This is a genomic window from Streptomyces sp. cmx-18-6, assembly GCF_046548915.1.
In the GTDB taxonomy this organism is placed as follows: Bacteria; Actinomycetota; Actinomycetes; order Streptomycetales; family Streptomycetaceae; genus Streptomyces.
Map to the genome: position 1 here is coordinate 165353 of NZ_JAEBEP010000012.1, position 22595 is coordinate 187947.

Annotated in this window: 9 protein-coding genes (1 of these 9 cut by a window edge); 2 read left to right on the forward strand and 7 right to left on the reverse strand. The window is 73.9% G+C overall.

Translation table 11 applies throughout. The features are described 5' to 3' along the window. From ACLJPL_RS26165 to ACLJPL_RS26185, 5 genes are all read right to left on the reverse strand, one after another. On the reverse strand, window positions 1-12267 hold the 5' portion of the coding sequence (locus ACLJPL_RS26165) for an amino acid adenylation domain-containing protein (RefSeq protein WP_411083390.1). The gene continues 5892 nt to the left of window position 1, outside the view; 12267 of the gene's 18159 nt are visible here — the first part of the coding sequence; it begins with the start codon at window positions 12265-12267; the stop codon falls past the left edge of the window. A gap of 367 nt (window positions 12268-12634) precedes the next feature. Further along, window positions 12635-14692: a multicopper oxidase family protein gene (locus tag ACLJPL_RS26170; RefSeq protein WP_411083391.1), complete on the reverse strand. Its 2058-nt coding sequence runs from the start codon at window positions 14690-14692 to the stop codon at window positions 12635-12637. Then, window positions 14689-14907, reverse strand: coding sequence for an MbtH family protein (locus ACLJPL_RS26175; RefSeq protein ID WP_411083392.1), 219 nt, complete (start codon window positions 14905-14907; stop codon window positions 14689-14691). Before ACLJPL_RS26175 ends, ACLJPL_RS26170 begins: the two co-directional genes overlap by 4 nt. A gap of 173 nt (window positions 14908-15080) precedes the next feature. Then, complete coding sequence (locus ACLJPL_RS26180; protein ID WP_411083393.1) at window positions 15081-16232, reverse strand: FecCD family ABC transporter permease; 1152 nt, start codon at window positions 16230-16232, stop codon at window positions 15081-15083. After that, entirely contained in the window at window positions 16229-17293 is a 1065-nt protein-coding gene (locus ACLJPL_RS26185; RefSeq protein ID WP_411083394.1) for a FecCD family ABC transporter permease, read from the reverse strand. Before ACLJPL_RS26185 ends, ACLJPL_RS26180 begins: the two co-directional genes overlap by 4 nt. 383 nt (window positions 17294-17676) lie before the next feature. On the opposite strand from ACLJPL_RS26185, the gene ACLJPL_RS26190 reads away from it, so the two are divergent. Then, the gene (locus tag ACLJPL_RS26190) at window positions 17677-19023 is read left to right on the forward strand and encodes a lysine N(6)-hydroxylase/L-ornithine N(5)-oxygenase family protein (protein ID WP_411083395.1); all 1347 of its coding nucleotides are present in this window, start codon (window positions 17677-17679) and stop codon (window positions 19021-19023) included. Between the two features lie 182 nt (window positions 19024-19205). On the opposite strand, the gene ACLJPL_RS26195 is transcribed toward ACLJPL_RS26190, so the two are convergent. After that, window positions 19206-20087 carry a siderophore-interacting protein gene (locus ACLJPL_RS26195; RefSeq protein WP_411083396.1) on the reverse strand — a complete coding sequence of 294 codons (882 nt, stop codon included), beginning with the start codon at window positions 20085-20087 and terminating at the stop codon, window positions 19206-19208. Window positions 20088-20343: 256 nt separating this feature from the next. Here ACLJPL_RS26195 and ACLJPL_RS26200 point away from each other — a divergent pair, with 256 nt between their 5' ends. Then, entirely contained in the window at window positions 20344-21372 is a 1029-nt protein-coding gene (locus tag ACLJPL_RS26200) for a S66 peptidase family protein (protein WP_411083397.1), read from the forward strand. Between the two features lie 158 nt (window positions 21373-21530). Here ACLJPL_RS26200 and hypE read toward each other — a convergent pair whose 3' ends face one another. Further along, window positions 21531-22520, reverse strand: a complete 990-nt coding sequence (hypE, locus tag ACLJPL_RS26205; RefSeq protein ID WP_411083470.1) for a hydrogenase expression/formation protein HypE — start codon at window positions 22518-22520, stop codon at window positions 21531-21533. Window positions 22521-22595: the final 75 nt, after the last annotated feature.

A 22595-nucleotide genomic window follows, 5' to 3' on the forward strand; every position in this document is an offset into this window, starting at 1 on the left:
GCCCGAGGCGATGTCGTGGCCGGTGACGTGGTGGGCGGTGACGTCGACGGCGGCCTCGGTGGGTCCGTACAGGTTGTGGAGTTCGGCGTGCGGGGCGAGCCGCCGCAGTGCGTCCGCTCCGGCGGCGGTCAGGGTCTCGCCGCTGGCGAGGACGCGGCGCAGGGTCGCGCAGTCGGCCGGCCCGGCGACGGCGGCGAAGGCCGTCAGCATCGAGGGGACGAAGTGCACGGTGGTGATGCGGTGTTCGCGCAGCAGGCGGGCGACGGCGGCCGGGTCGCGGTGGTCGTCGGGCCCGGCGGTGACGAGGGTCGCGCCCGCCAGCAGCGGCCAGAACAGCTCCCACACCGATACGTCGAAGCTCGCCGGGGTCTTCAGGAGGACCCGGTCGTCGGCGGAGAGCCGGTGGACGTCCTGGGCCCACAGGAGCCGGTTGACGACGGCGCTGTGCGGTACGGAGACCCCCTTCGGGCGGCCGGTGGAGCCGGAGGTGAACAGGACGTAGGCGGGGTCTGCGGGGCGGGGCGCTTCGGGCACGGTGGTGAAGCGCGGCACGTCCTCGGAGCGGACGTCGAGCGCCGGGAGGCCGTCGACCGCGTCGTCGGGCAGGGGTGCGGTCGCGTCGGTGACCAGCAGCGAGGCTTCCGCGTCCCGGAGCAGGTCGCGGATCCTGGCCGGGGGCAGCGCGGGGTCGAGCGGCAGGTAGGCGGCGCCGGCGCGCTGTACGGCGTGGACGGCGAGGACCAGTTCGGCGCTGCGGGGCACGGCCACGGCCACGGTGTCGCCGCGTCGTACGCCCCGGTCGGCGAGGAGTCCGGCGAGCCGGTCGGCCTCGGTGTCGAACTCGCCGTAGCTCCAGCTGCGGCCCCCGTCGCGCAGCGCCTCGGCGGCCGGGGTGCGGGCCGCCTGGTCGCGTACCAGGTCGGCGAGGGTGCGGGCGGACAGCGGAACGTCGGGGCCGCTCGACGCGTCGAGCACCCACCGCTGTTCCGTCCCGTCGAGGACCGGAATGTGGCTCAGGGGCAGGTCGGGATAGGCGCAGAGGCGGTGCAGCAGGACGGTCAGCCTGCGGGCGAGGGCCTCGACGGTCGGGCGGTCGAAGAGGGCCGTGCGGAAGTTGAAGGCGGCCGTGAGCCCGTCCGTACCGGCCTCTTCGACGACGGCCAGGGTCAGGTCGAACTTCGCGGCGCGGGTCTCGACCAGCTCCACGTCGACGCTGCCCGGGCCGAAGGGACGGGTGCGCTCCGGGGCGTTCTGGTGGATCAGGGCGACCTGGAAGAGGGGGTGGCGGGAGAGGGAGCGTTCCGGGGCGAGATCGTCGACGAGCCGTTCGAAGGGCAGGTCGCCGTGGTCGAAGGCGTCCAGGTCGACCGCGCGGACCCGGGCGAGGAGTTCGGTGAAGGTGGGGTTGCCGGAGGTGTCGGTGCGCAGGACGACGGTGTTGGCGATCAGGCCGGGCAGGTCGGTGAGCCCGTCCTCGCCGCGTCCGCTGAGGGTGGTGCCGATCAGCAGGTCGTGGCCCGCTCCGTGGGCGCTGAGCAGGACGGCCAGGGCGGACTGGAGCGTCATGAAAAGGGTGGCGCGGCCGGCGCGGGCGAGCCGGACGGCGGCCCGGTGCGTCTCGGCGGGGATGGTGAACTCCACCGAATCGCCCCGCTCGTCGACCTCCGTGGGCCGGGGCCGGTCCAGGGGCAGCGGGATCTCTGCGGGCGCTCCGGCGAGGGCGGTGCGCCAGTACGCCAAGAGGCCCTTCTCGCGGGCGGCGGTCGCTTCGCGGTGCGCGAGGGCGTAGTCGGCGTACTGGAGCCCGGGGGCGGGCGACGAGCCGTGGTGGCCGTGGAGTTCATCGGCATACAGCTGGGCGAGATCGCGTACGAGAGGTCCGGTGGAGCCCTCGTCGAAGGCGATGTGGTGCAGCACCAGCAGGAGGGCGCGCGTCCCGTCGGGGCCGGTGAGCAGGTACGCGCGCAGCGGGGGCCGGTCCGCCAGGTCGAAGGGCTCGGCCGCGAGCCGCCGCGCCGCGTCCTCGGCGTGCTCGCCGTCCAGGGTGATCGGAGTCAGCGGTACGGAGGCGGCTTCGGGCAGCACCTGCTGGACCGGGCGGCCCTCGTGCTCGGGGTAGCTGGTGCGCAGGATCTCGTGGCGGTGGGTGAGGGCGGTCAGGGCGCGGCCGAGGGCCTGGGCGTCGACGGGGCCGTGGAAGCGCAGCAGCAGGGGAATGGCGTAGGTGAGGGGCGCGCCGCCGAGCCGGTGCAGGAACCACAGGCGGGCCTGGGCGGGTGACAGGGGCAGCCGGTCGGGGCGTTCGACGGCGCGGGCGGGGGCGGTGTGTCCGGTCGCCCCGGCACGGGTGAACTCGGTCAGGTGGGCGGCGAGTTCGGCGACGGTCGGGGCCTCGAAGAGGGTGCGTACGGGGACGTCGAGGCCCAGTTCGGTGCGGACGCGTCCGGCCAGACGGGTCACGAGCAGGGAGTGGCCGCCGAGCGCGAAGAAGTCCTCGTCCACCGCGACGGGGGCCCGGCCCAGCACCTCCCCGTACAGCCCGGCGAGCAGCCGTTCGTGCGGGGTGCGCGCGCCCCGGCCCGCCGGGGCCCCGGTCTCCGCCTCGGGAAGCGGCAGGGCGGCCCGGTCCAGCTTGCCGTTGGCGGTGAGCGGGAGCCGGTCGATGCCGACGAACGCGGTCGGGACCATATGGCCGGGCAGGGCGGCGGCGCACGCCTCGCGCAGCGTGGCGGCGGGGGCTCCCCCGGTGGTGTAGGCGACCAGTCCGGGGCCGGTGGGCAGGTCGTCGCGCAGGATCACGGCGGCGCCGCGTGCTCCGCCCCGGGAGCAGAGCACGGCCTCGATCTCGCCGGTCTCGATGCGGAAGCCGCGCAACGACACCTGGCTGTCGGCCCGGCCGAGGTAGTGCAGGACGCCGCCGGCGGACCAGCGGGCGAGGTCTCCGCTGCGGTACATCCGGGTGCCGGGCGGGCCGTACGGATCGGCGACGAAGCGTTCGGCGGTCAGCGCGTGCCGCCCCCGGTAGCCACGGGCGAGCCCGGCCCCGCTGACGTACAACTCACCGCTCACGCCCGGCGGTACGGGGCGCAGGGCGCGGTCCAGCACATAGAGGCGCAGGTCGTCGACGGCCCGGCCGATCGGGCTGGTTCCGGGGACGGTCGCCTCGGGCGTGAGGGTGAGGGCGGTGACGTGGACGGTGGTCTCGGTGATGCCGTACATGTTCACCACGCGGGGCGCGCGGGGCAGTTGGAGCCAGGGGGTGAGGCGGGCCGGGTCCAGGGCCTCCCCGCCGAGGACGATGAGCCGCAGCGCGGGGGGCGCTCCGGGCGAGCCGGGGGCGGTGAGCGCTTCGGTGAGCTGGTGGCAGGCGGACGGGGTCTGGTTGAGGACGGTGACGCCCTCGCGGTGGAGGAGGGCCAGGAAGTCGTCCGGGGAGCGGGTGACGGTGTGCGGGACGACGACCAGGCGGCCGCCGTGCAGGAGCGCGCCCCACATCTCCCAGACGGAGAAGTCGAAGGCGTAGCTGTGGAAGAGGGTCCAGACGTCGTCCGCGCCGAAGGCGTGCTCGGCGGTGGCGTCGAAGAGGCGGGCCAGGTTCCGGCCGGTGACGACGACGCCCTTGGGGCGGCCGGTGGAGCCCGAGGTGTAGATGAGGTAGGCGGCGTGGTCCTGGCGCAGGGGGGCGGTGCGTTCGGCGTCGGTGACCGGTCCCCGCGCCTGCCGCCGCCAGGTCCCGGAGCAGGGTTCCTCGTCGAGGACGAGCACGGGGGCGGTGCAGGTGACGGGGGTGCGGGCGACGGTCGCGGCGTCGGTGAGGACGAGGGCGGGGGCGGCGTCCCGGAGGGTCCGGGCGATGCGGTCGTCCGGGTACGCCGGGTCGAGGGGGACGTAGGCGGCGCCCGTCTTGGCGACGGCGAGCACCGCTTCGACGAGGGTGAGGGAGCGGGGCAGCAGCAGGGCGACCCGGTCCTCGGGGCCGACGCCGTACGAGATGAGCAGGCGGGCGAGGGAGTTGGTACGGGCGTCGAGTTGGGCGTAGGTCAGGGTCCGGCCCTCGTGGGTGAGGGCGGGTGCGTCGGGCCGGGTCCGGGCGGCGCGGGCGAACCGGTCGAGGACGGACGGGGTGCCCGTGTGGTCGCCGTGCGGGTTCCAGTCGCGCAGGAGGGTGTGCTCCTCGCCCTCGGTGAGCACGCCGATGGAGCCGATCGGGGAGTCGGGGCGGGCGACGGCCCCGGCCAGCACCCCCACCAGGCGGTCGGCGAGGGTGCGTGCGGTGGCCGGGTCGAACAGGTCGGCGCTGTAGTTGATCGCCCCGTCGATGCCGCCGCTGGCGAGGTGGTCGGTGAATCCGACGATCAGGTCGAACTTGGCGGTCGCCGTCTCCCTCAGGGCGAAGGCCGCTTCGACTCCGGGGGCGTCGAACGGCGGTGCGGTGCGGTTCTGGTAGGTGAGCATCACCTGGAACAGCGGGTTGGCCGCGCCGCGTTCGGGGTTGAGCTCCTCCACCACCCGCTCGAAGGGCGCCTCCGCGTGGTCGAAGGCGTCGAGGTCCACGGACCGTACCCGGCCCAGGAGTTCACGGAAGGACGGGTCTCCCGACAGGTCGGTGCGCAGGACGAGGGTGTTCACGAAGAAGCCGATCAGCTCCTGGGTGTGCCGCTCCCCCCGGCCGGCCGTCGGGACGCCGAGGGGGATGTCGTCCCCCGCACCGAGTCCGGCGAGCAGGGCGCAGAGGGCGGCCTGCGTCACCATGAACGGCGTCACCCCGGCGTCGGCGGCCAGCGCGCGCAGGCCGGAGACGAGTTCGTCGGGCAGGGTGAAGGGGACGAATCCGCCGCGTCCGGTGGGGGTGTCCGGGCGGGGCCGGTCCGTGGGCAGCGTGAGGACGGCCGGGGCGCCCCGGAGCGTACGCCGCCAGAAGTCCAGCCGGTCCCCGAGATGCCCGTCGTCCAGCAGTCTCCGCTGCCAGTGGGCGTAGTCGGTGTAGCGCACGGGGAGCGGCGGCCGCTCGGGCGCGCGGCCGGCCAGCCGGGCCCGGTAGGCGGCGGACAGGTCGGTGAGGAGGGGCTCGACGGACCATTCGTCGGCCGCGATGTGGTGGATGAGGAGAAGGACCGTGGTGCGGCCCTCCTCGGTCAGGAAGGCGACGCGGAAGGAGGGTTCGGTCGCGAGGTCGAAGGGTTCGGCGCTGAGGGCGTCGAGGACGCGCTCCCTCTCCCGGGGGTCGTCCACCGCCAGGACGCGGACCGGTGCAGCGCTCTCCAGGACCCGCTGGGTGGGAGCGTTGTCGGTCTCGGGGAACACGGTGCGCAGCACGGCGTGGCGGCCTGCGAGGTCGGTGACGGCGGCGGCCAGCGCGTCGAGGTCGGCCGTCCCGGTGAGGGTGAGGACGAACGGCAGGTGGTAGTGGGGGCCGGGCTGGAGCCTGCTGAGGAACCACAGCCGGGCCTGGGCGGGCGAGAGCGGTGGCGCCCCGTCGTGGGTGACGCGTTCGAGGGCGGGCAGAGGGGTCGCCGGGGCCGTGGAGGCGGCGGCGAGGGCGGCGACGGTCGGGGCGTCGAAGACCTGCCGGACGGAGAGCGGGTGGCCGAGCACCTCGGCCGCCCGACCGGCGAGCCGGGCGGCGAGCAGCGAGTGGCCCCCGAGCGCGAAGAAGTCCGTGTCCACGCCGACGTGTTCGACTCCGAGCAGGTCGGCGAAGAGGGCGGCGAGCAGCTCCTCGCGCTGGCCCGCCGGGGCGCGCCCGGCCGGGTCGGCGGCGGGCCGGGGCGCGGGCAGGGCGGCGCGGTCGAGCTTCCCGTTCGGGGTGAGCGGGAGCGTGTCGAGCGGCAGGCAGAGCGCGGGGATCAGATGGCCGGGCAGGACGGTGCGCAGCTCCTCGCGGACCCGGCCCGCTGCGGCCGCCCGCTCCTGCGGGGTGTCGCCGGGCAGGCCGGTGAGGTAGGCGATGAGACGGGGCTCGGTGTCGGACGGCTCCTGGTGGGCGATCACGGCCGCGTCGGAGACCTCGGGGTGGGCGCGCAGGGCGGCGGCCACTTCGCCGGGTTCGATGCGGTGGCCGCGGATCTTCACCTGGTGGTCCGCCCGCCCGACGATCTCCAGGGTGGCGTCCTCGCGCAGCCGGGCGAGGTCGCCGGTGCGGTACATGCGGGCTCCGGGCGGCCCGTAGGGGTCCGCGACGAAACGCTCGGCGGTCGCGGCCGGGCGGCCCGAGTAGCCCTGGGCCAGGCCGTCTCCGGCGAGGTACAGCTCCCCGGCCACTCCGGCGGGCAGCGGGACGAGGCCCCGGCCGAGTACGTGGGCCCGGGTGTTCCACAGCGGGGTACCGATGTGGGGCCGCTCGGCGTCGGCCGCGTCGAGCGCTCCCGCGGTGGACCAGATGGTCGTCTCGGTGGGCCCGTAGAGGTTGACGAGCTCCGCGCCGTTCGCCGCGAGCCGGCGGGCGAGGTCGGGGGCGAGCGCCTCACCGCCGACCAGCGTGAGGAGTCCGCCGACCGACTCCGGGTCGCTGTCCAGGAGGGACCGCCACAGGGAGGGGGTGGCCTGCATGACGGTGGGGCGGGCGGAGCCGATCAGCCCGGCGAGGAGCACCGGGTCGCGGACCTGTTCCCGGTCGGCGAGGATCACCGTGCCGCCGGTGATCAGCGGCAGGAACAGCTCCAGTACGGCGATGTCGAAGCCGACCGTGGTGACCGCGAGGAACCGTTCGCGCCCGGTGAACTCCAGGGCGTCGGCCAGGCACAGCAGGAAGTTGACGACGGCCCCCGAGGTGACGACCACGCCTTTGGGCCGGCCGGTGGAACCCGAGGTGTAGATGACGTAGGCGGGTGCGAGCGCGTGGGCGGGCCGGGGCGCGAGGGGCACGGCCGCGTCGAGCGCGCGGGCGGTTTCCGGGGCGTCGAGGAGGAGGGCGGCGGGCGGCGCGGGGTGGGTGGTGCTGGTGGTGCTGGTGGTGCCAAAGGTGCCCGTAGTGCCGGTGGTGCCGGTGGTTCCGGTGGTGCGAGGAGCGGTGGGCGCGGCGTCGGCGGTACGGGCGGTGGGAACGGTCGTACGCGGCTCGACGCCGGTGGCTGCGGCGGTACGGAGAGTCGTACGCGGCTCGACGCCGGTGGCTGCGGCGGTACGGAGAGTCGTACGCGGCTCGACGCCGATGGTGCGGGCGGTGGCCCGGTCGGTGATCAGGAGGGCGGGGCCGGCGTCGTCGAGCAGCATCCTGATCCGCTCGGCCGGGAAGTCGGGGTCTACCGGCAGATAGGCGGCCCCGGTCCGGACGACGGCGAGGAGGGCGACGAGGAGGCCGGTCCCCCGGGGCAGGCTGACGCCGACGAGAGCGCCGGGTCCGACGCCGCGATCGGCCAGGAGCCGGGCCAGGCGGGCGGCGCGGGCGTCGAGCTCGCGGTGGGTGAGCCGCTCCTCCCCGCTGACCAGGGCGGTCCTGTCGGGGGTGCGGGCGGCCTGGGTGGCGCAGAGCTCGGCGAGGGTGGTGGCCGGGACGGGCCGGGCGGGCGGCCGGAGGGCTTCCGGCAGGCCGCCGGGCTCCAGCACCTCGACGGTCGGCAGGGGGCGGCCAGGGTCGGCGGTGACCTGCTCCAGGACGCGCAGCAGCGCGCGTCCGAAGCGGTCGGCGGCGGGCGCGTCCCAGAGGTCGGTGCGGTATTCGAGCTGCCCGGTGGCGGTGCCGGCGGCCGGGTCCTCGCTGATGGTGCACTGGAGGTCGAACTTGGCCGCTCCGGTGGGCACGAGCCGCGGCCGGCCGCGCTGGCCGGGCAGGGCGGCCCGGTCGGGGAACTCCTCCCGCACGGCGAACAGCACCTGGAACAAGGGGCTCACGCCCGGCAGCCGGGGCGGGTTGACCTCGGCCACGATGCGGTCGAGCGGCAGTCGCCGGTGCGCGAGGGCGGCGAGGTCGTCGTTCCTGGTCCGCTCCAGCAGGTCGAGGAAACTGGGTGCGCCGCTGAGGTCGGTGCGCAGCGGCAGGGTGTTGATGAGGAAGCCGACGCTGTCGCGCAACGCCTCGTCGTCCCGGCCCGCGACCGGGGCTCCGATCACCAGGTCGTCGCCGCAGCCCAGTTGCGAGAGCGTCGTGGCGAACGCGGCGTGCAGCACCATGAAGGAGGTGGTCCGGGTGGACCGGGCCAAGGCGCGGACGCGGCGGTGGAGTTCGGCGTCGATGGTGAAGTCGTGGGTCCGGGCGGGTCCGCCTGCACGGTCGGGCCGGGGGCGGGCCCAGGGCAGTTGCAGCTGTTCGGGGGCTCCGGCGAGCCGGGTGCGCCAGTAGTCGGCGTCCGTCTTCTCGGCCGCTGCCACGACGTCCTGCTGCCAGAGGGCGAAGTCGGCGTGGTCGACGGCGAGTTCCGGGCGGTCGGGGTCCCGGCCGGCGAGCCGGGCGGTGTAGCAGGCGGCGAGGTCGTCGAGGAGCGGGGGCAGGGACCATTCGTCCGCCGCGATGTGGTGCACGACGAGCAGCAGGGTCTGACCGCCCCGGCTCTCCGGTTCTGCGGTGAACAGCGCGGCCCGCAGGGGGGTTTCGTGCTCGATGGCGAAGGGCCGGGCCGCCTCTGCGGCCAGCCGCTCGGGCAGGTCGGCGGCCGTGACGCCGTGTTCGGTCAGCGCGGGTGGCGCTGATGCGGCGTCCAGGATGTGCTGCCGGGGCTCGCCCCCATCGGCGGGAAAGACCGTGCGCAGGATCTCGTGGCGGGCGACGAGGTCGGCCAGGGCGGCTCGCAGCGCGGCCGGCTCCAGCCGCCCCGCGAGGTCGAGAGCCAGCGGAATGTTGTACGAGCCGTCCTCGCCGTCGCTCCGGCCGAGGAACCAGAGCCGTCGCTGTCCGAAGGAGAGCGGCACGACGCGCGGCCGGGGTCGCCGGACCAGCGGGGGCAGGGCGGTGGAGACCCGGGAGTTCTCGGCGTCCTGGAGTACGGGAGCCAGCCGGGCCGGGGTCGGGTGGTCGAACACGGCGCGTACGGGCAGTTCGACGCCGTTACGCGCGCGGAGCGCGGTGACCAGCCGGGCGGCCGAGAGCGAGTGCCCGCCGAGCAGGAAGAAGTCGTCGTCGGCCGTCGCCCCGGGGAGGGCGAGCACCTGGGCGAACAGCTCGCAGAGCAGCGTCTCGGCCCCGGGGCGGGGAGCCCGTCCCGTTGCGGGGCGGCTGCTCACTCCGACAGCGGGGAGGGCGGCGCGGTCGGTCTTGCCGTTCGGGGTCAGCGGCAGCCGGGACAGGGCGACGAAGTGGCTGGGCACGAGGTGCTCGGGGAGGACGCCGGCGAGGGCGGCCCGCAGCGGTTCGGCCCAGGGACCGTCGACGCCGGGCAGCCGAAGCTCCTCGATCCCCTCCACGGATTCGGTGTCGCGCAGCCGCGGGTCTCCCTTCCCGTCCACGCTCTCGCCGCCGGGCGGCCGAGCGCCCGCGCCCGCCGCCCCGGTCATGTCGTCCGCCAGGACGCAGTACGCGACCAGGGACGCCTCACCGCCCGGGCCGGGCGCCGCCGCGACCGCCGCTCCGGTCACCGAGTGGTGGGCCAGCAGCGCGGCCTCGATCTCGCCGGGCTCGACCCGGTGGCCCCGGATCTTCACCTGGTGGTCGGCGCGCCCGAGCACCTCCAGGGTGCCGTCGCCCCGGAAGCGGGCGAGGTCGCCGGTGCGGTACATGCGGGTTCCGGGCGGCCCGTAGGGGTCGGCGACGAATCGTTCGGCGGTGAGTCCGGTGCGGCCGAGGTAGCCGTCAGCGACTCCGTCCCCGGCGAGGTGGAGCTCGCCCGTCGCTCCGGCCGGGGCGGGGGCCAGGGCGCGGTCCAGGACGTACGCGCGGGTGCGGCGGACGGGTCTGCCGACATGCGGCCCGGCGGCGTCTCCGAGTGCGGCGTCCTTGAGGGCAGCGGCTCCAAGCGTCGTGTCGTCCAGGTTCGCGGCGTCCGGGATCGCGGCGTCCAGGATCGCGGCGGTGGACCAGACGGTGGTCTCGGTCGGCCCGTAGAGGTTGACCAGCCCGTTCGCGCGGCGGGCGAGCACGCGTGCCAGGTCGGCGGGCAGCGGCTCTCCCCCGCTGAGGGCCCGCAGACCGCCGAGCGCGTCCGGGGCCACATCGGCGAGGACGCGCCAGAGCGAGGGCGTCGCCTGCATCACGGTGGGCCCGGCGGCCCGGATCAGCGCGGCGAGTGCGAACGGATCACGTACCGCCTCCTCCTCCGCCAGCACGACGGTCGCCCCGTGGAGAAGGGGGACGAAGAGTTCGAGTGCGGCGATGTCGAACGAGACGGTGGTGACCGCGAGCAGGCGGTCCTCCCCGGAGAGGCCGAGCAGCCCGCCCATGGCCGCGAGCAGGTTGGCCAGCGCTCGCCGGGGGACGACGACCCCCTTCGGGCGGCCGGTGGAACCGGAGGTGTAGATCACGTACGCGGGGTCGCCCGGTTGGGCGGGCGGAGCGGCGGAGGTGGGCGCGGGCGGCAGAGGGTCGCGGACGCTTCCGGCCACGTCCCCTTCGTACAGGGGCCGTTCGACGCTCCCGCCGGGTCCCACCGTGAGCACGGGCGGACCGTCGCCGTCTCCGCCGAGGAGCACCGGTGTCCGGTCGGTGACCAGCAGGAGGGGGCGGCTGTCGTCCAGCATGTGCCGCAGCCGGTCCGCCGGGTAGCGAGGGTCCAGCGGTACGTACGCGGCTCCCGCCGACGCGACGGCCAGCAGGGTGACCAGCAGGGCCTCCCCCCGGGGCAGGGCGACGGCGATCAGGCTGCCGCGGCCGGCCCCGCGCGCCCGGAGCTCACCGCTCAACGCCTCAGCGCGCTCGGCCAGTTCCGTGTAGGTGAGGGACCTCTCGCCGCAGCGGAGCGCCACCGCGTGCGGGGTCTGCCGTACCTGTCGGGCGAACCCTTCGGCGAGGTCCGGGGCCGGGGCGTCGTCGTCGGTCGGGGCGTTGAACTCCTCCAGGACGCGGTGGCGTTCGCCGGCGTCCACGAGTGCGAGGTGGCCCACCGCGTCGGCAGGGGCGCAGCGGGAGAGCCGGTCCAGCAGTGCGGCGAAGCGGTGGAGGTGGGCGTCCAGCTCCTCGGCTCCGTACAGGTCGGGGTTGCCGTCGAGCACGAGGTCGAGGCCGGTGAGGCCGTCCGGGCCGCCCCGCCCGCTCACGGTGATGGTCAGGTCCTCCACCGCTCCGGCGGCCAGCGAGTGGACCGTCCCCGCGCACGCGCCGAAGGCCAGCCGGGTGGTGAAGGGCTTGATGTTCAGCTGCGGGCCGACCAGTCGCCTGCCCTGCCCGAACAGGCCCAGGTCCCGGCGGATTCGCTCCCCCCGGTAGCGCTGGTGGCGGCGCTGTCGGCGCAGGGTCCTCACGACCCGGCGCAGGAGGTCGCCCACGGGTTCCCGCTCGTCGACGGCGACCCGGAGCGGTACGACGTTGACGGCGGTGACGGGAAGCCGGGCGAGCACGCTGCCGGTGCGGTTGCTGACGGGCAGGCCGATCACGGCTTCGGCGGCCCCCGTGAGACGGGTCAGATACAGGGCCCAGGCGGCGGTGACGGCTTCCGGCCAGGTGGCGCGGGCCCGTGCGGCGAAGGCGGTGAGCCGTTCGGCGGCCTCGGCGGTGAGGGGCAGGCTGCCGCGCAGCGCCCGGTGCGCGGGGCTGACGGGTTCGGTGCGGGCGAGGGTAGGGGGGCGCGGGCGGTCGGCGAGCAGGCCGGACCAGAACTCGGCGTCGAGCGGGTGCTGTTCGGAGGCGACGTACCGCTGGTCCTCGGCGATCGCGTCACGGATCGAGCCGAACGTCGCGGCGGGCGGGGTGGTGCCCGCGCACCCGTGGCCGTAGAGCTCGGCGACGCGCTCCGCGAGGCGGGCATAGCCGTAGGCGTCCAGGAGGATGTGGTGGCAGCGGTGGTACCACAGCCACTGTTCGTCGCCGGTGCGCAGCAGCGCGTGCAGGTGGAGCCGGCCGCCCTCCAGGTCGACGGGCCGGGAGAGGTCGTCGGCCATCCAGGCGTGTGCGGCGGTGCGCGGATCGTCGGCGTCACGGAAGTCCAGCGTCGCGGGCGGGACGGGGGCCACCGCCCCGGTCTCCTGCCACACCGCGTCCCCGTCCGAGGCGAGGCGGACGGAGAGCCCGTCCGCCTCGTCGACGGCCAAGGTCACCGCCGCCGCGAACGCCCGCTCGTCCAGCTTCCCGGTGAGCTCGACGTACTCCGCGGTGAGATACGCGGGGTTCGCCGGGTCAAGTCGCTGCGCGGACCAGAGCCCGAGTTGGGCCTCGGTCAGCGGCAGGCGTTCGCGGTCGGTACTCATGCGCAGTCTCCCGGCGGAAGAACTCACCGGATGCCGGTGAGGCGGAAAGGGTCGTTGGCAGGACGTGCGGAAGGAGGCCGTACGGAACCAGCCGTGCGAAACCAGGCCGTGCCGAACCAGGGCGTGCGGGTCCGGTTCGTGCGGAGGCGGCCCGCGCGGCAGGGGCACGTGGGGGTGGGCGCGCCGGCGGGACCGTCGACGTGGTGGCGTAACGGAAGGAGGTCGCGGGGGGGGGCGCGGACGCCGAGGAGTACGGCGTACGGCGGGGCCGGCTGCCGTGCGGCGGGGACGGCCGGGGCGCACCGGGGACCGGCCCGTCCGGACGGGCCCTCGGTGCGGCGTCCTCAGCGGCCCGGCGCGTCCACGGTCAGCCGTGGGATCTGGGGCCCTGGGAGCCGTGGCCCTGGGATCTGTGGCCGTGGTGCGGGGCGAGGGACATGACGGCTTTGGGCTGTACGACGAAGGGGCGCATCATCATCATGTCCTCGTGCTCGTAGACGTGGCAGTGGTGCATGAACCGCCCGGGTGGCCCGTCGAAGGTCGCTCCGACGGTGATGAGCTGGGCGGGTGCGAGTGAGATGACGTCCTTGGGGCCTTTCTCGGCGGCGGTGAGCGGGGCGTCGCGCCGCCAGCGGATCGGGGTGGTGGTGCCCATCCCGTAGCCGCCGCCGTCCAGTTCGAAGGAGGTGAAGGAGCTGACGTCGTACACCTCGCGGCTCAGCCCCTGGAAGGCGACGGCGTGCAGGTGCATGGGGTGCGGGAAGGCGCCCTCGGACTTCTCCAGGCTGAGGAACCTCCAGCGTTCGGTGGCGCCCGCGGCGACGGTGAAGCGCACCGGGTCCTCGAAGGTGGCGGCGACCCGCCGGAAGGTGCGTACGCCGCCGTGTTCGTCCTGGATCTGGATGATCCCGTCGATGGGCAGCGGGCCTTGCGGGGCCTCGGTCTCCTCCATCTCCCAGAGTTCGGGGTCCTTGGGGTAGACGGGGGTGACGACGACCAGGCGTTCGGGGGCGTCGGCCGGGGGTCTGACCGGTTCGAAGGAGGCGGCGAGGCGGGTCGGCGGGACGAACGCGTCGTGCGCGGCCCGGGAGGCGACGCGGAACTCCATCAGGTCGGGGCGGGCTCCCGGTTCGGGCAGGGCGTTGACCAGGCGGAGCCGTCTGCCGCGCAGGGCGGCGAAGTCCACCAGCAGGTCGGCCCGTTCGCCGGGGGTCAGCGGCACGCCGCCGGTCACCGGGTCGGGCCGGGGCAGCAGGCCGCTGTCCGTGCCGATCAACTGAAAGGCGGAGGAGGGGAGTTCGCGGCCCTCCTCGTCGAGGATCTTGAGCAGGTAGGGCCGGTTGTTGGAGGCGTTGAAAGCGCGGAAGCGGTACCACCCGGCGTCCACGTCCAGGTGCGGCCAGATCACTCCGTTGACCAGGTTGAACGGTCCGGTGAAGGGGCGGACCAGTTCGTAGGGGTCGTCGGCGACGACGATGCCCTTGTAGAGGAGGTCGCCGGTGAAGGCTCCGGCGGCGTCCAGGTCGAGGTTGCGGTCGTAGACGACGAGCGGGATCTCCCGGTCCCCGGCGGGCAGGCGGAGGCGCTTCTCCTCGTCGTCCCGGATGAGGTAGGCGCCCGCGCCGAGGCCGGTCATCACGTTGAGGTGGGTGATGTGCATGGCGTGGTCGTGGTACCAAAGCGCGGCTGCGGGCTGCTCGTTGGGGTATTCGGCGAGCTGGGCCGCGCCCGGCAGGACGGCGTTCTCCGCCCAGCCGTCGTTGCCGCCGCCGGTGACCGCGCCGTGCAGATGGACCACGGCCCAGGGCGGCAGGGCGGCAACGTCGGCGCGCGGGGCCGCACCCTCGCGGCCGGGGCGGTCCCACATCAGGGGCAGTTGGGGGTCGTAGGCGAACGGCACCCGGACGGCCGGCAGCGGGAAGGGTCCGGTGAGGTCGTTCTCCCAGGCGATACGGAGTCTGCTGCCGCGCCGCGCCTCGATGGTCGGGCCCACATGGGCGCCCTCGTACGTCCACAGGCGGGTGGCGGGCAGGCTGCGGTGGAGCCGCACGCGGGCCGAGCGCAGGGTGACGGTCAGCTCCCCCTTGCGGCCGCGCAGCACCCGGGGGACGGGCAGCGGGTCGAGGAAGGGGGTGAGCGCGCGGGCGGCGCGGGCCGCGCGCGCCGCCGCCTCGGCGGCCTTCCCGGTGAGCCGGGGGCCCGCCGTCCGCGCCTCGCGGACGGCGTCGGGGAGGTCGTCGAGCGGGGTGCCGAGGGCCGCGGTCATCAGGTCGGGGCGGGGCGGGGCGGTGGCCGCCACGGCCCGGCCGGACCCGCCGGTGAGGGCGAGTCCGGTGCCGAGGGCCGCCCCGGTGCCCGCCAGTCCGGCTCCGATGAGGAACCCGCGGCGGGCGACCGGGCTCGGCGGCTTCGGGGAAGGGCTCATGTGGGATCGGCCGCCATGCTCTCTATGAGGCTCTTGGGGCGCAGGTCGGTCCAGTGCTGCTCCACGTAGTCGAGGCACGCCTTGCGGGTGTCCTCCGGGTGGGCGACGGTCCAGCCCGCGGGCACCTCGGCGAAGGCGGGCCACAGGGAGTGCTGCCCTTCGTCGTTGACGAGCACCAGGTAGGCGCCGTCCTCATCCTCGAACGGGTTGGTCACCGATCCTCCTTGAGCCGTGAGCACGGTCAGATGAACTTAGGTAAGGCTATCTTTACCAGGCCGATAGCGACCCTACCCACCCTGTTCTCAGTTGACTCGTCGAATCCCTCAACCCCCTTGCCTCTCAGAGCACTTGATGGCCGAAAGTGAGTGCCGCGCGAGCAGCCGGCCGCTCACGCGGCGCCGCTCCCCCGCCGCTTGAACAGGACCCAGGCCAGATAGACGCCGCCCAGCACGGCCGTGGTCACGCCTACCGGGAGCAGGTTGTTGCGCTGGGATTCCTCGACCACGTCGATCCAGCCGATCCGCCGGTCGATCCCCACCAGGGCGGTGAAGAACTGGCTGGAAGCGAGGTGCGCGGCCGACAGCAGTCCCGCGCCCACCGCCCCCGCGGAGATCAGGCTGACGCCCGGGCTGCGGCTGACCATGACGGCGATCTGGGGCGCGGCCAGCGCGATGAACGGGACGGGCCCGGCGCTCGCCACGGCGACCCCGCAGAGCCCGATGCCCAGCACGGTCAGGGCGAGCCGCGAACGGTTCACCCGCACGCCCAGCCCCGTCGCCAGGTCGTCGCCGAGCTCCATCATCCGCAGCCGCCTGCCGAACAGCAGCGCCAGGGGGAGCAGCAGCACCAGGGCCACGGCCATGGTCTGCACCGAGCTCCAGCCCCGCCCGTTGAGCGTGCCGACGAGCCAGATGTGCGCGTTCTGGGCGTCGTTGAGGGAGGATCTGGTGAGCAGATAGGAGTTGACCGAGCCGAGCATGGCGGTCACCCCGAGTCCGATGAGCACCAGCCGGATGCCGTGCAGCCCTCCCCGGCTCGCCAGCAGCGAGACCACCAGGGCGGTGACCAGGCCCCCGGCGATCGCCCCGGCCGCCACCGAGGCGGCCGCCCCGCCGAACGTCACGATGACCACGATCGCGCCGGTCGCCGCACCGCTGTTGAAGCCGATGACGTCCGGGCTGGCCAGGGCGTTGCGGGAGACGCTCTGGAAGATCGCGCCGCTGATGCCCAGCGCGCAGCCGACCAGGATGGCCAGGAGCGCCTGCGGCAGGCGTTCCTGGTTGACGAAGTGGACGGCGAGCCGCTCCCCCGTTCCGTAGAACAGGGCGCGGGCCACCTCCGGCGCGGTCACCGGGTAGGCGCCGACGCGGAGACTGACCAGCAGGAGCAGCCCGGCCAGCAGCAGCGCGCCGGCGCTCACCAGCCCGGTGCGCCGGTGCACGCGGAAGCTGATCCGTCCGGCCCACAGCCGCACCGGCCGGGCGGAGTCCGCCGTGGGACCGCCCGCCTTCCCGGCGGGGCGTACCTCGGTCGTCGTCACAGCGAGGTCTCCTTGCGCCGGCACACCATGGCGATGAAGACCGGCGCGCCGATCACGGCGGTCACCGCGCCGACCTCCAGTTCGTCGCCCGGCAGCGCCACCCGGCCGATGATGTCCGAGACCAGCAGCAGCACCGGGGCGAGCAGCATCGAGTACGGCAGCACCCAGCGCAGGTCGGGGCCGGTCAGCCAGCGCGCCACCAGGGGAACGACGAGTCCGACGAAGCCGATCGGCCCGGCCGCCGCGGTCGACGCGCCGCAGAGCAGGGTCACCACGACCACGGCGGCGATCCTGGTCCGGGCGATGCGCGCGCCGAGCGCCCGGCCCAGCTCGTCGCCCAGGGCGAGCGAGTTGAGGGAGCGGGCCAGCAGCAGGGCGATCACCAGTCCGATGGCCACGAACGGCACGAGCTGCACGACGAGTTCGGGTTCCCGCCCGGCGAGCGAGCCGACCATCCAGAAGCGCAGGTAGTCGTAGGTCGCGGAGTCGAAGACGGTGAGTCCGGCGATGACGCCGCTCAGGCTCGCGCTCACGGCGGCTCCGGCGAGCGCGAGGCGTACGGGGGTGGGCCCGGCTCTCCCGGAGGCGCCGAGGACGTACACGACGACCGTGGTGAGCGCGGCGCCGGCGAAGGAGAACCACACCAGCGAGCCGAATCCCGCCAGCCCGACGACGCCGATGCCGAACACCACCGCGGCGGAGGCTCCGGCGTTCACCCCGAGGAGCCCGGGGTCGGCCAGCGGGTTGCGGGTGACGGCCTGCATCACCGCTCCCGCCACGCCGAGCGCCGCACCGGTCATCAGGCCGACGAGGGTGCGCGGCAGTCTCAACTGCCGGATCACATCGCTGGTGTAGGAGCCGTCGTCGTTCCAGATCGCCGACCAGACCTGGCCGAGCGAGGTGTCCTTGGCGCCGATCCAGGTGCTCAACGCGACCAGGAGCAGCAGAAGCCCCATGAGCACGAGCAGTCCGCCGCCGCGCAGGACGGTGCGGGCCGGGCCGGTTTCCTGGTGCCCGCGGGCGGCCGGCAGGGGCCGTCGGGCGGTGGACTGAGCGGTCACGTCGGCCTTCACCCGTCCGTCCGGGTGCGCCGGTCCCGGGATTTCCCCGTGTCCGCATTCCTCGGCGACCAACTGGTATCAGCCACGGCATTCCCGTCGACTCGTATCCGGACACGGCGGCGCGTGGGGCGCTTCGCGACGGGGGCCCCGTCGCGGCGCGGGGCGGATAACACCCGCCGCGCCCGACGCTCCGAGGCCCGACAGCTGAACACAACCACCCGCATGGTGCATGCCTTTCCTGGATTCACTGTTTGCCATGCCTAACCGGATCCACCAACTAGCCGTCATTTCAAGCCACTTGACGATCAAACGGAAGCGGCACCCCGTTGCAAAGTAAGGCTAACCTTACCTAGGATCACGGCGGCTAGGGAGGCGATGCTGCGGTGAATCGAGTCCGCCGCGAACAGGAAATCATCCACGACGTGCTGGGGATCGGGTTCGGCCCGTCCAACCTCGCGTTGGCAATCGCGATCGAGGAGCACAACGCCGCGAGAACACCCGAGAACCGCGTGAAGGCGGCGTTCCTGGAGAAGCAGCCGTCGTTCGGCTGGCACCGGGGAATGCTGATCGACGACGCCACGATGCAGGTCTCGTTCCTCAAGGACCTCGTCACCATGCGCAACCCCACGAGCGACTACAGCTTCCTGTGCTACCTCAAGGCGCAGGACCGGCTGGTGGACTTCCTCAACCAGAAGACGCTCTTCCCCCTGCGGATCGAGTTCCATGACTACTTCGAGTGGGTCGCGCGACGGCTGTCGCACCTGACGGAGTACGCGACCGAGGTCCTCTCCGTCGAACCCGTCCTCGACGGGGAGGAGAAGGTGAGCTGGTTCGACGTGGTCAGCCGCTCGGGCGGACCGGGCGGTGCGGAAGTCACCCACCGGGCGCGCAACATCGTGCTGGCCACCGGGCTCACCCCCCGCATACCCATCGGCGCGGAGGTGTCCGACCGGGTGTGGCACAACCGGGACCTGGTGCCGGGCGTCGCGGGCTGGCAGGGCCCCCATCCCGAGCGGGTGGTGGTCCTCGGCGCCGGACAGAGCGCGGCCGAGGCGGTCTCGTATCTGCACCGGGAGTTCCCCGGGGCCGAGGTCTGCGCCGTGTTCGCCAAATACGGCTACACACCGGCGGACGACAGCCCGTTCGCCAACCGGGTCTTCGACCCGGAGGGCGTCGACGTCTACTTCCAGGCGCCGCAAGAGGTGAAGCGCTCCCTGATGGACTATCACCGCAGCACCAACTACTCAGCGGTCGACATGGAGTTGATCGAGTCCCTCTACCGCACGCGCTACCGCGAGCAGGTGCAGGGCGAGGAGCGGCTGCGGTTCCTCAACGTCTCACGCATCCGCGAGGTGAGCACACGGGGTGAACGCCTGAGCGTCTCGGTGGAGTACCTGCCGACCGGCGAACGCACCGCGCTGGACGCCGATCTCCTGGTGTACGCCACCGGCTACCGGCCCGCCGATCCCAGCTCGCTCCTGGGGCCGGCGGAGAAACTCTGCCTGCGGGACGAGGAGAACGAGGTACGGGTGGGGCGCGACCACCGGGTGACCGTGGCGGCCAACGTCTCGGCCGGGATCTACGTCCAGGGCAGCACCGAGCACACCCATGGGATCACCTCGACGCTCCTGTCGCACACGGCGGTGCGGGCGGGCGAGATCCTCGATTCGCTGCTGGCGGCGCTCCCTTCCGGTGCGGACGCCCACCCGGAAGGCGTCACCACCGGCTGACGGGCCCGGCCGGGCGGGCGTCACCACCGGCCGACCGGAACCGGCCGGCCCGGAGCCCGCCCACCCGGCTGCCGGGCCACGGGGACCACAGGCCACCGGACTGCCGGGCCGCCGGAACCACATACCGCCGCGGGGGCGGGCAGCGGAGAGCGTCCGCCGTCCGCCCCCGTCGCGCGCCGGCTTCAGAGACCGAGATCGCTGAGGCGTGCCTCGTACCGGATGGTGAGGTCTTCCAGCTCGTCGACCGGGTCGTCCCAGAGGGCGACGAGCTCGGCCCGCACGGCGTCGGGCAGCGCCTCGTACCGCTCGTTCCAGCTGTCGGCGTCCGGTATCCAGTAGCCGACGACCTTGAACCGGTCGGCGGGCAGCCCCAGTTCCTTGCGGAGGTACCGGCGCACGGTGCGCAGCGCGTTGGTCTCGCCCGCGACCCAGACGTAACCGCCCGTCATGTCCGTGCCGGGCGGGATCGCGGCGCTCACCAGTTCGGCCAGCCGGCTGGCCCCATGGCCGTTGCCGCCGTAGACCCAGGTCACCTTGGTGTCGGGCAGCGGCTGGATGGCCGCGGGGTCGGGCAGTTCGACGACCACCCGGGTCGCCACCTCGTCCGGCGTGTTCTCCAGGAGGCGCGCGACGGCGGGCAGGCCGGTCTGGTCGGCGATCAGCACCTGCCAGGCGAGATCGGCCGGGGGGCGGTAGAGGCCGGTGGGGTCGTTGACGCCGATCACGTCCCCGGGCCGGGCCCCGGCCACCCAGGTCGACGCCACCCCGTGATCGTGCAGGACGAAGTCGACGTCGATCTCGCCGGCCTCGGGGCGCACCGCGCGGATCGTGTACGTACGCATCGGGGCGACGGGCTGCCCCTCGGGGGTCTCCCAGCCCTTATCCGTCGAGAGGGGCAGCGACAGGTCGCCGCGGTCCGGACCGTGCGGGAAGAAGAGGCGCACGTATTCGTCGCCGACCCCGGTCGTACGGAAGCCGGCGAGCCCCTCACCGTGCAGGGTGACGCGGGTCATGGTCGCGGTGAGCGGCTGGACTCGGGCGACGACGGCTCGATGGATCGTCATGGGCACTGCCCCTTCGTACGCGTGATCGGCTTGACTTAGGTCAGCCTAACCTTCATTGCCCCGCCTTCGATACCGCACCGGCGGGGCCTCCCGCCCGGGAGGCCCCGCCGACGCCGGTCCGGCGCCCCGCCCAGGACGCCACCACTCGCCCACGCGCGCAGCGCCCCCGCATCCCGCCGACGCCGCACCTCCGTGCCCCTGCGTCGCCGCGCCCCGTCTTCCCGTGCCCCTGCGTCGCCGTGCCAGAATCCTGCGCATGGCTGTTCGATACCCGCACCCCCTGCGCCCCGGCGACCGCATCGGCGTCACCTCTCCTTCCAGCGGCGTGCCCGAGGTGCTCAAGGAGCGACTCGCCGCGGCGATCCGTGCCGTGGAGGCGCGGGGGTACGAGGTCGTGGTCGGGCGGTGCATGGACGGCAGCGGCCATGTCAGCGCCCCGGCGTCCGAACGTGCGGACGAGCTGATGTCGATGCTGACGGATCCCTCGATCAGGGCCGTGGTCCCGCCATGGGGCGGGGAGACGGCCCTCGATCTGCTGCCGCTGCTGGACCGGGACCGGCTGCGCGCGGCGGAGCCGACCTGGGTGGTGGGCTACTCGGACATGTCGACCCTGATCACCCCGCTGACCCTCCTCACCGGTACGGCGACCGTGCACGGCAACAACCTCATGGACACGCCCTATCGGCCGCCGGAGGGGCTGGTGTCATGGCTCGACATCGTCGCCGCACCGCCGGGACACCGGTTCGCACAGACCCCGCCGAACCGGCACCGGGCCAACGGCCGGGACGACTGGCAGGCCCACCCGGACGTGAGCGAGTACACGCTCGACACTCCCGGCAGGTGGACCAGGCTGGACGGCACGGGCGACGTCGACGTCACGGGTCGGCTGATCGGGGGCTGCGTCGAGATGCTGTGCAACCTCACGGGATCGCCGTACCTCGATGTCGCGGACTTCGCCCGGACCGAGGCTCCGGAAGGGCTGCTGGTGTACGTCGAAGCGGCGGAGCACGAGGCGTTGACCATCTGCCGCAACCTCCACGGGATGAGGCTGGCGGGCTTCTTCGACCGGGCGAACGCGGTGCTCGTCGGCCGGACCTCGGCGCCCGACGCCCACTCGCTCACCCAGCACGAGGCCGTGCTCGACGCGCTCGGCTCCCTGAACGTGCCGATCGTCGCCGACGTCGAGTGCGGCCACGTGCCGCCGTATCTGCCCCTCGTCAACGGTGCACGCGGCCGACTCGTCCACACCTCGACCCGTAGCGAGATCATCCAGACGCTGGACTGACCTCCTGTGGCCCGGTGACGCGTTCCCCGCGAGCGACCTCTCCTCGGACGGTTACGGAATCGAAGCGACGATCACCAACGGCCGCGAGGCGGCCACGCGCGGCCACAACGCTCCGTACACCAGCCCATGGGCGACCGGGAATCTCAAGGAGGGGGTGGTCAGCAGATCCGGGGCAGTTGTTCGCCGAGCGGCATGTCCACCACCCGGGTGCCGCCGAGGCCGGTGGCGGCCACGACCATGCCGGGATGGTCCTCCGCGCACGTGCCGATCCGCACCGCCTCCTTGCCGAGCGGGTGGGCGCGCATCGCCTCCAGGACGGCGTCGGCGTGGTCGGGCGGTACGAACGCGACGAGCTTGCCCTCGTTGGCGACGTACAGCGGGTCGAGGCCGAGGAACGAGCAGGCGTTCGCGACGGTGTCGGGCACGGGGAGCGAGCGCTCGTCGAGGGTGACGCCGACGCCGGCCGCCGCGGCGATCTCGTTCAGGGACGTGGCCAGGCCGCCCCGGGTGGGGTCGCGCAGGACGTGGAGGTCCTGGCAGACGGCGAGCATGTCGGCGACCATTCCGGCCAGGGACGCGGTGTCGCTCTCGATCTCGACGCCGAACTCCAGGCCCTCGCGCACGCTCATGATGGCGACCCCGTGGACGCCGATCTGGCCGCTGACCAGGACCGCGTCCCCGGGGGCGGCCCGTTGCGGGCGGATGTCGACGCCCTCGGGGACCAGGCCGATCCCGGCGGTGTTGATGAAGATCCCGTCGCCGTGTCCGGCGTCGACGACCTTGGTGTCGCCGGTCGCGACGGTCACCCCGGCGGTGCGGGCGGCGTCACCGAGCGCCTGGGCCACCCGGCCCACGACGGAGAGCTCGACGCCCTCCTCCAGGATGAAGCCGCAGGAAAGATAGGCGGGGACGGCTCCAGCCATGGCGAGGTCGTTGACCGTCCCGTTGACGGCGAGGTCTCCGATGGACCCGCCGGGGAAGAACAGCGGCCGCACGACGAAGGAGTCGGTGGAGAACGCGAGCCGCGCGCCGCCCATCGTCAGGTGCGCGGAGTCGCCCAGTTCCGCGAGTACGTCGCTGCCGAAGGCGGGCGCGAAGAGGTGTTCCACCAGCTCGGCGGAGAGCGTTCCGCCGCCGCCGTGGCCCATGACGATGCGTTCGTGGTCGCGCAGCGGCGCGGGGCAGGTCCAGCCGGAGAAGTCGGCGGGTTCGGGAACGGCGGC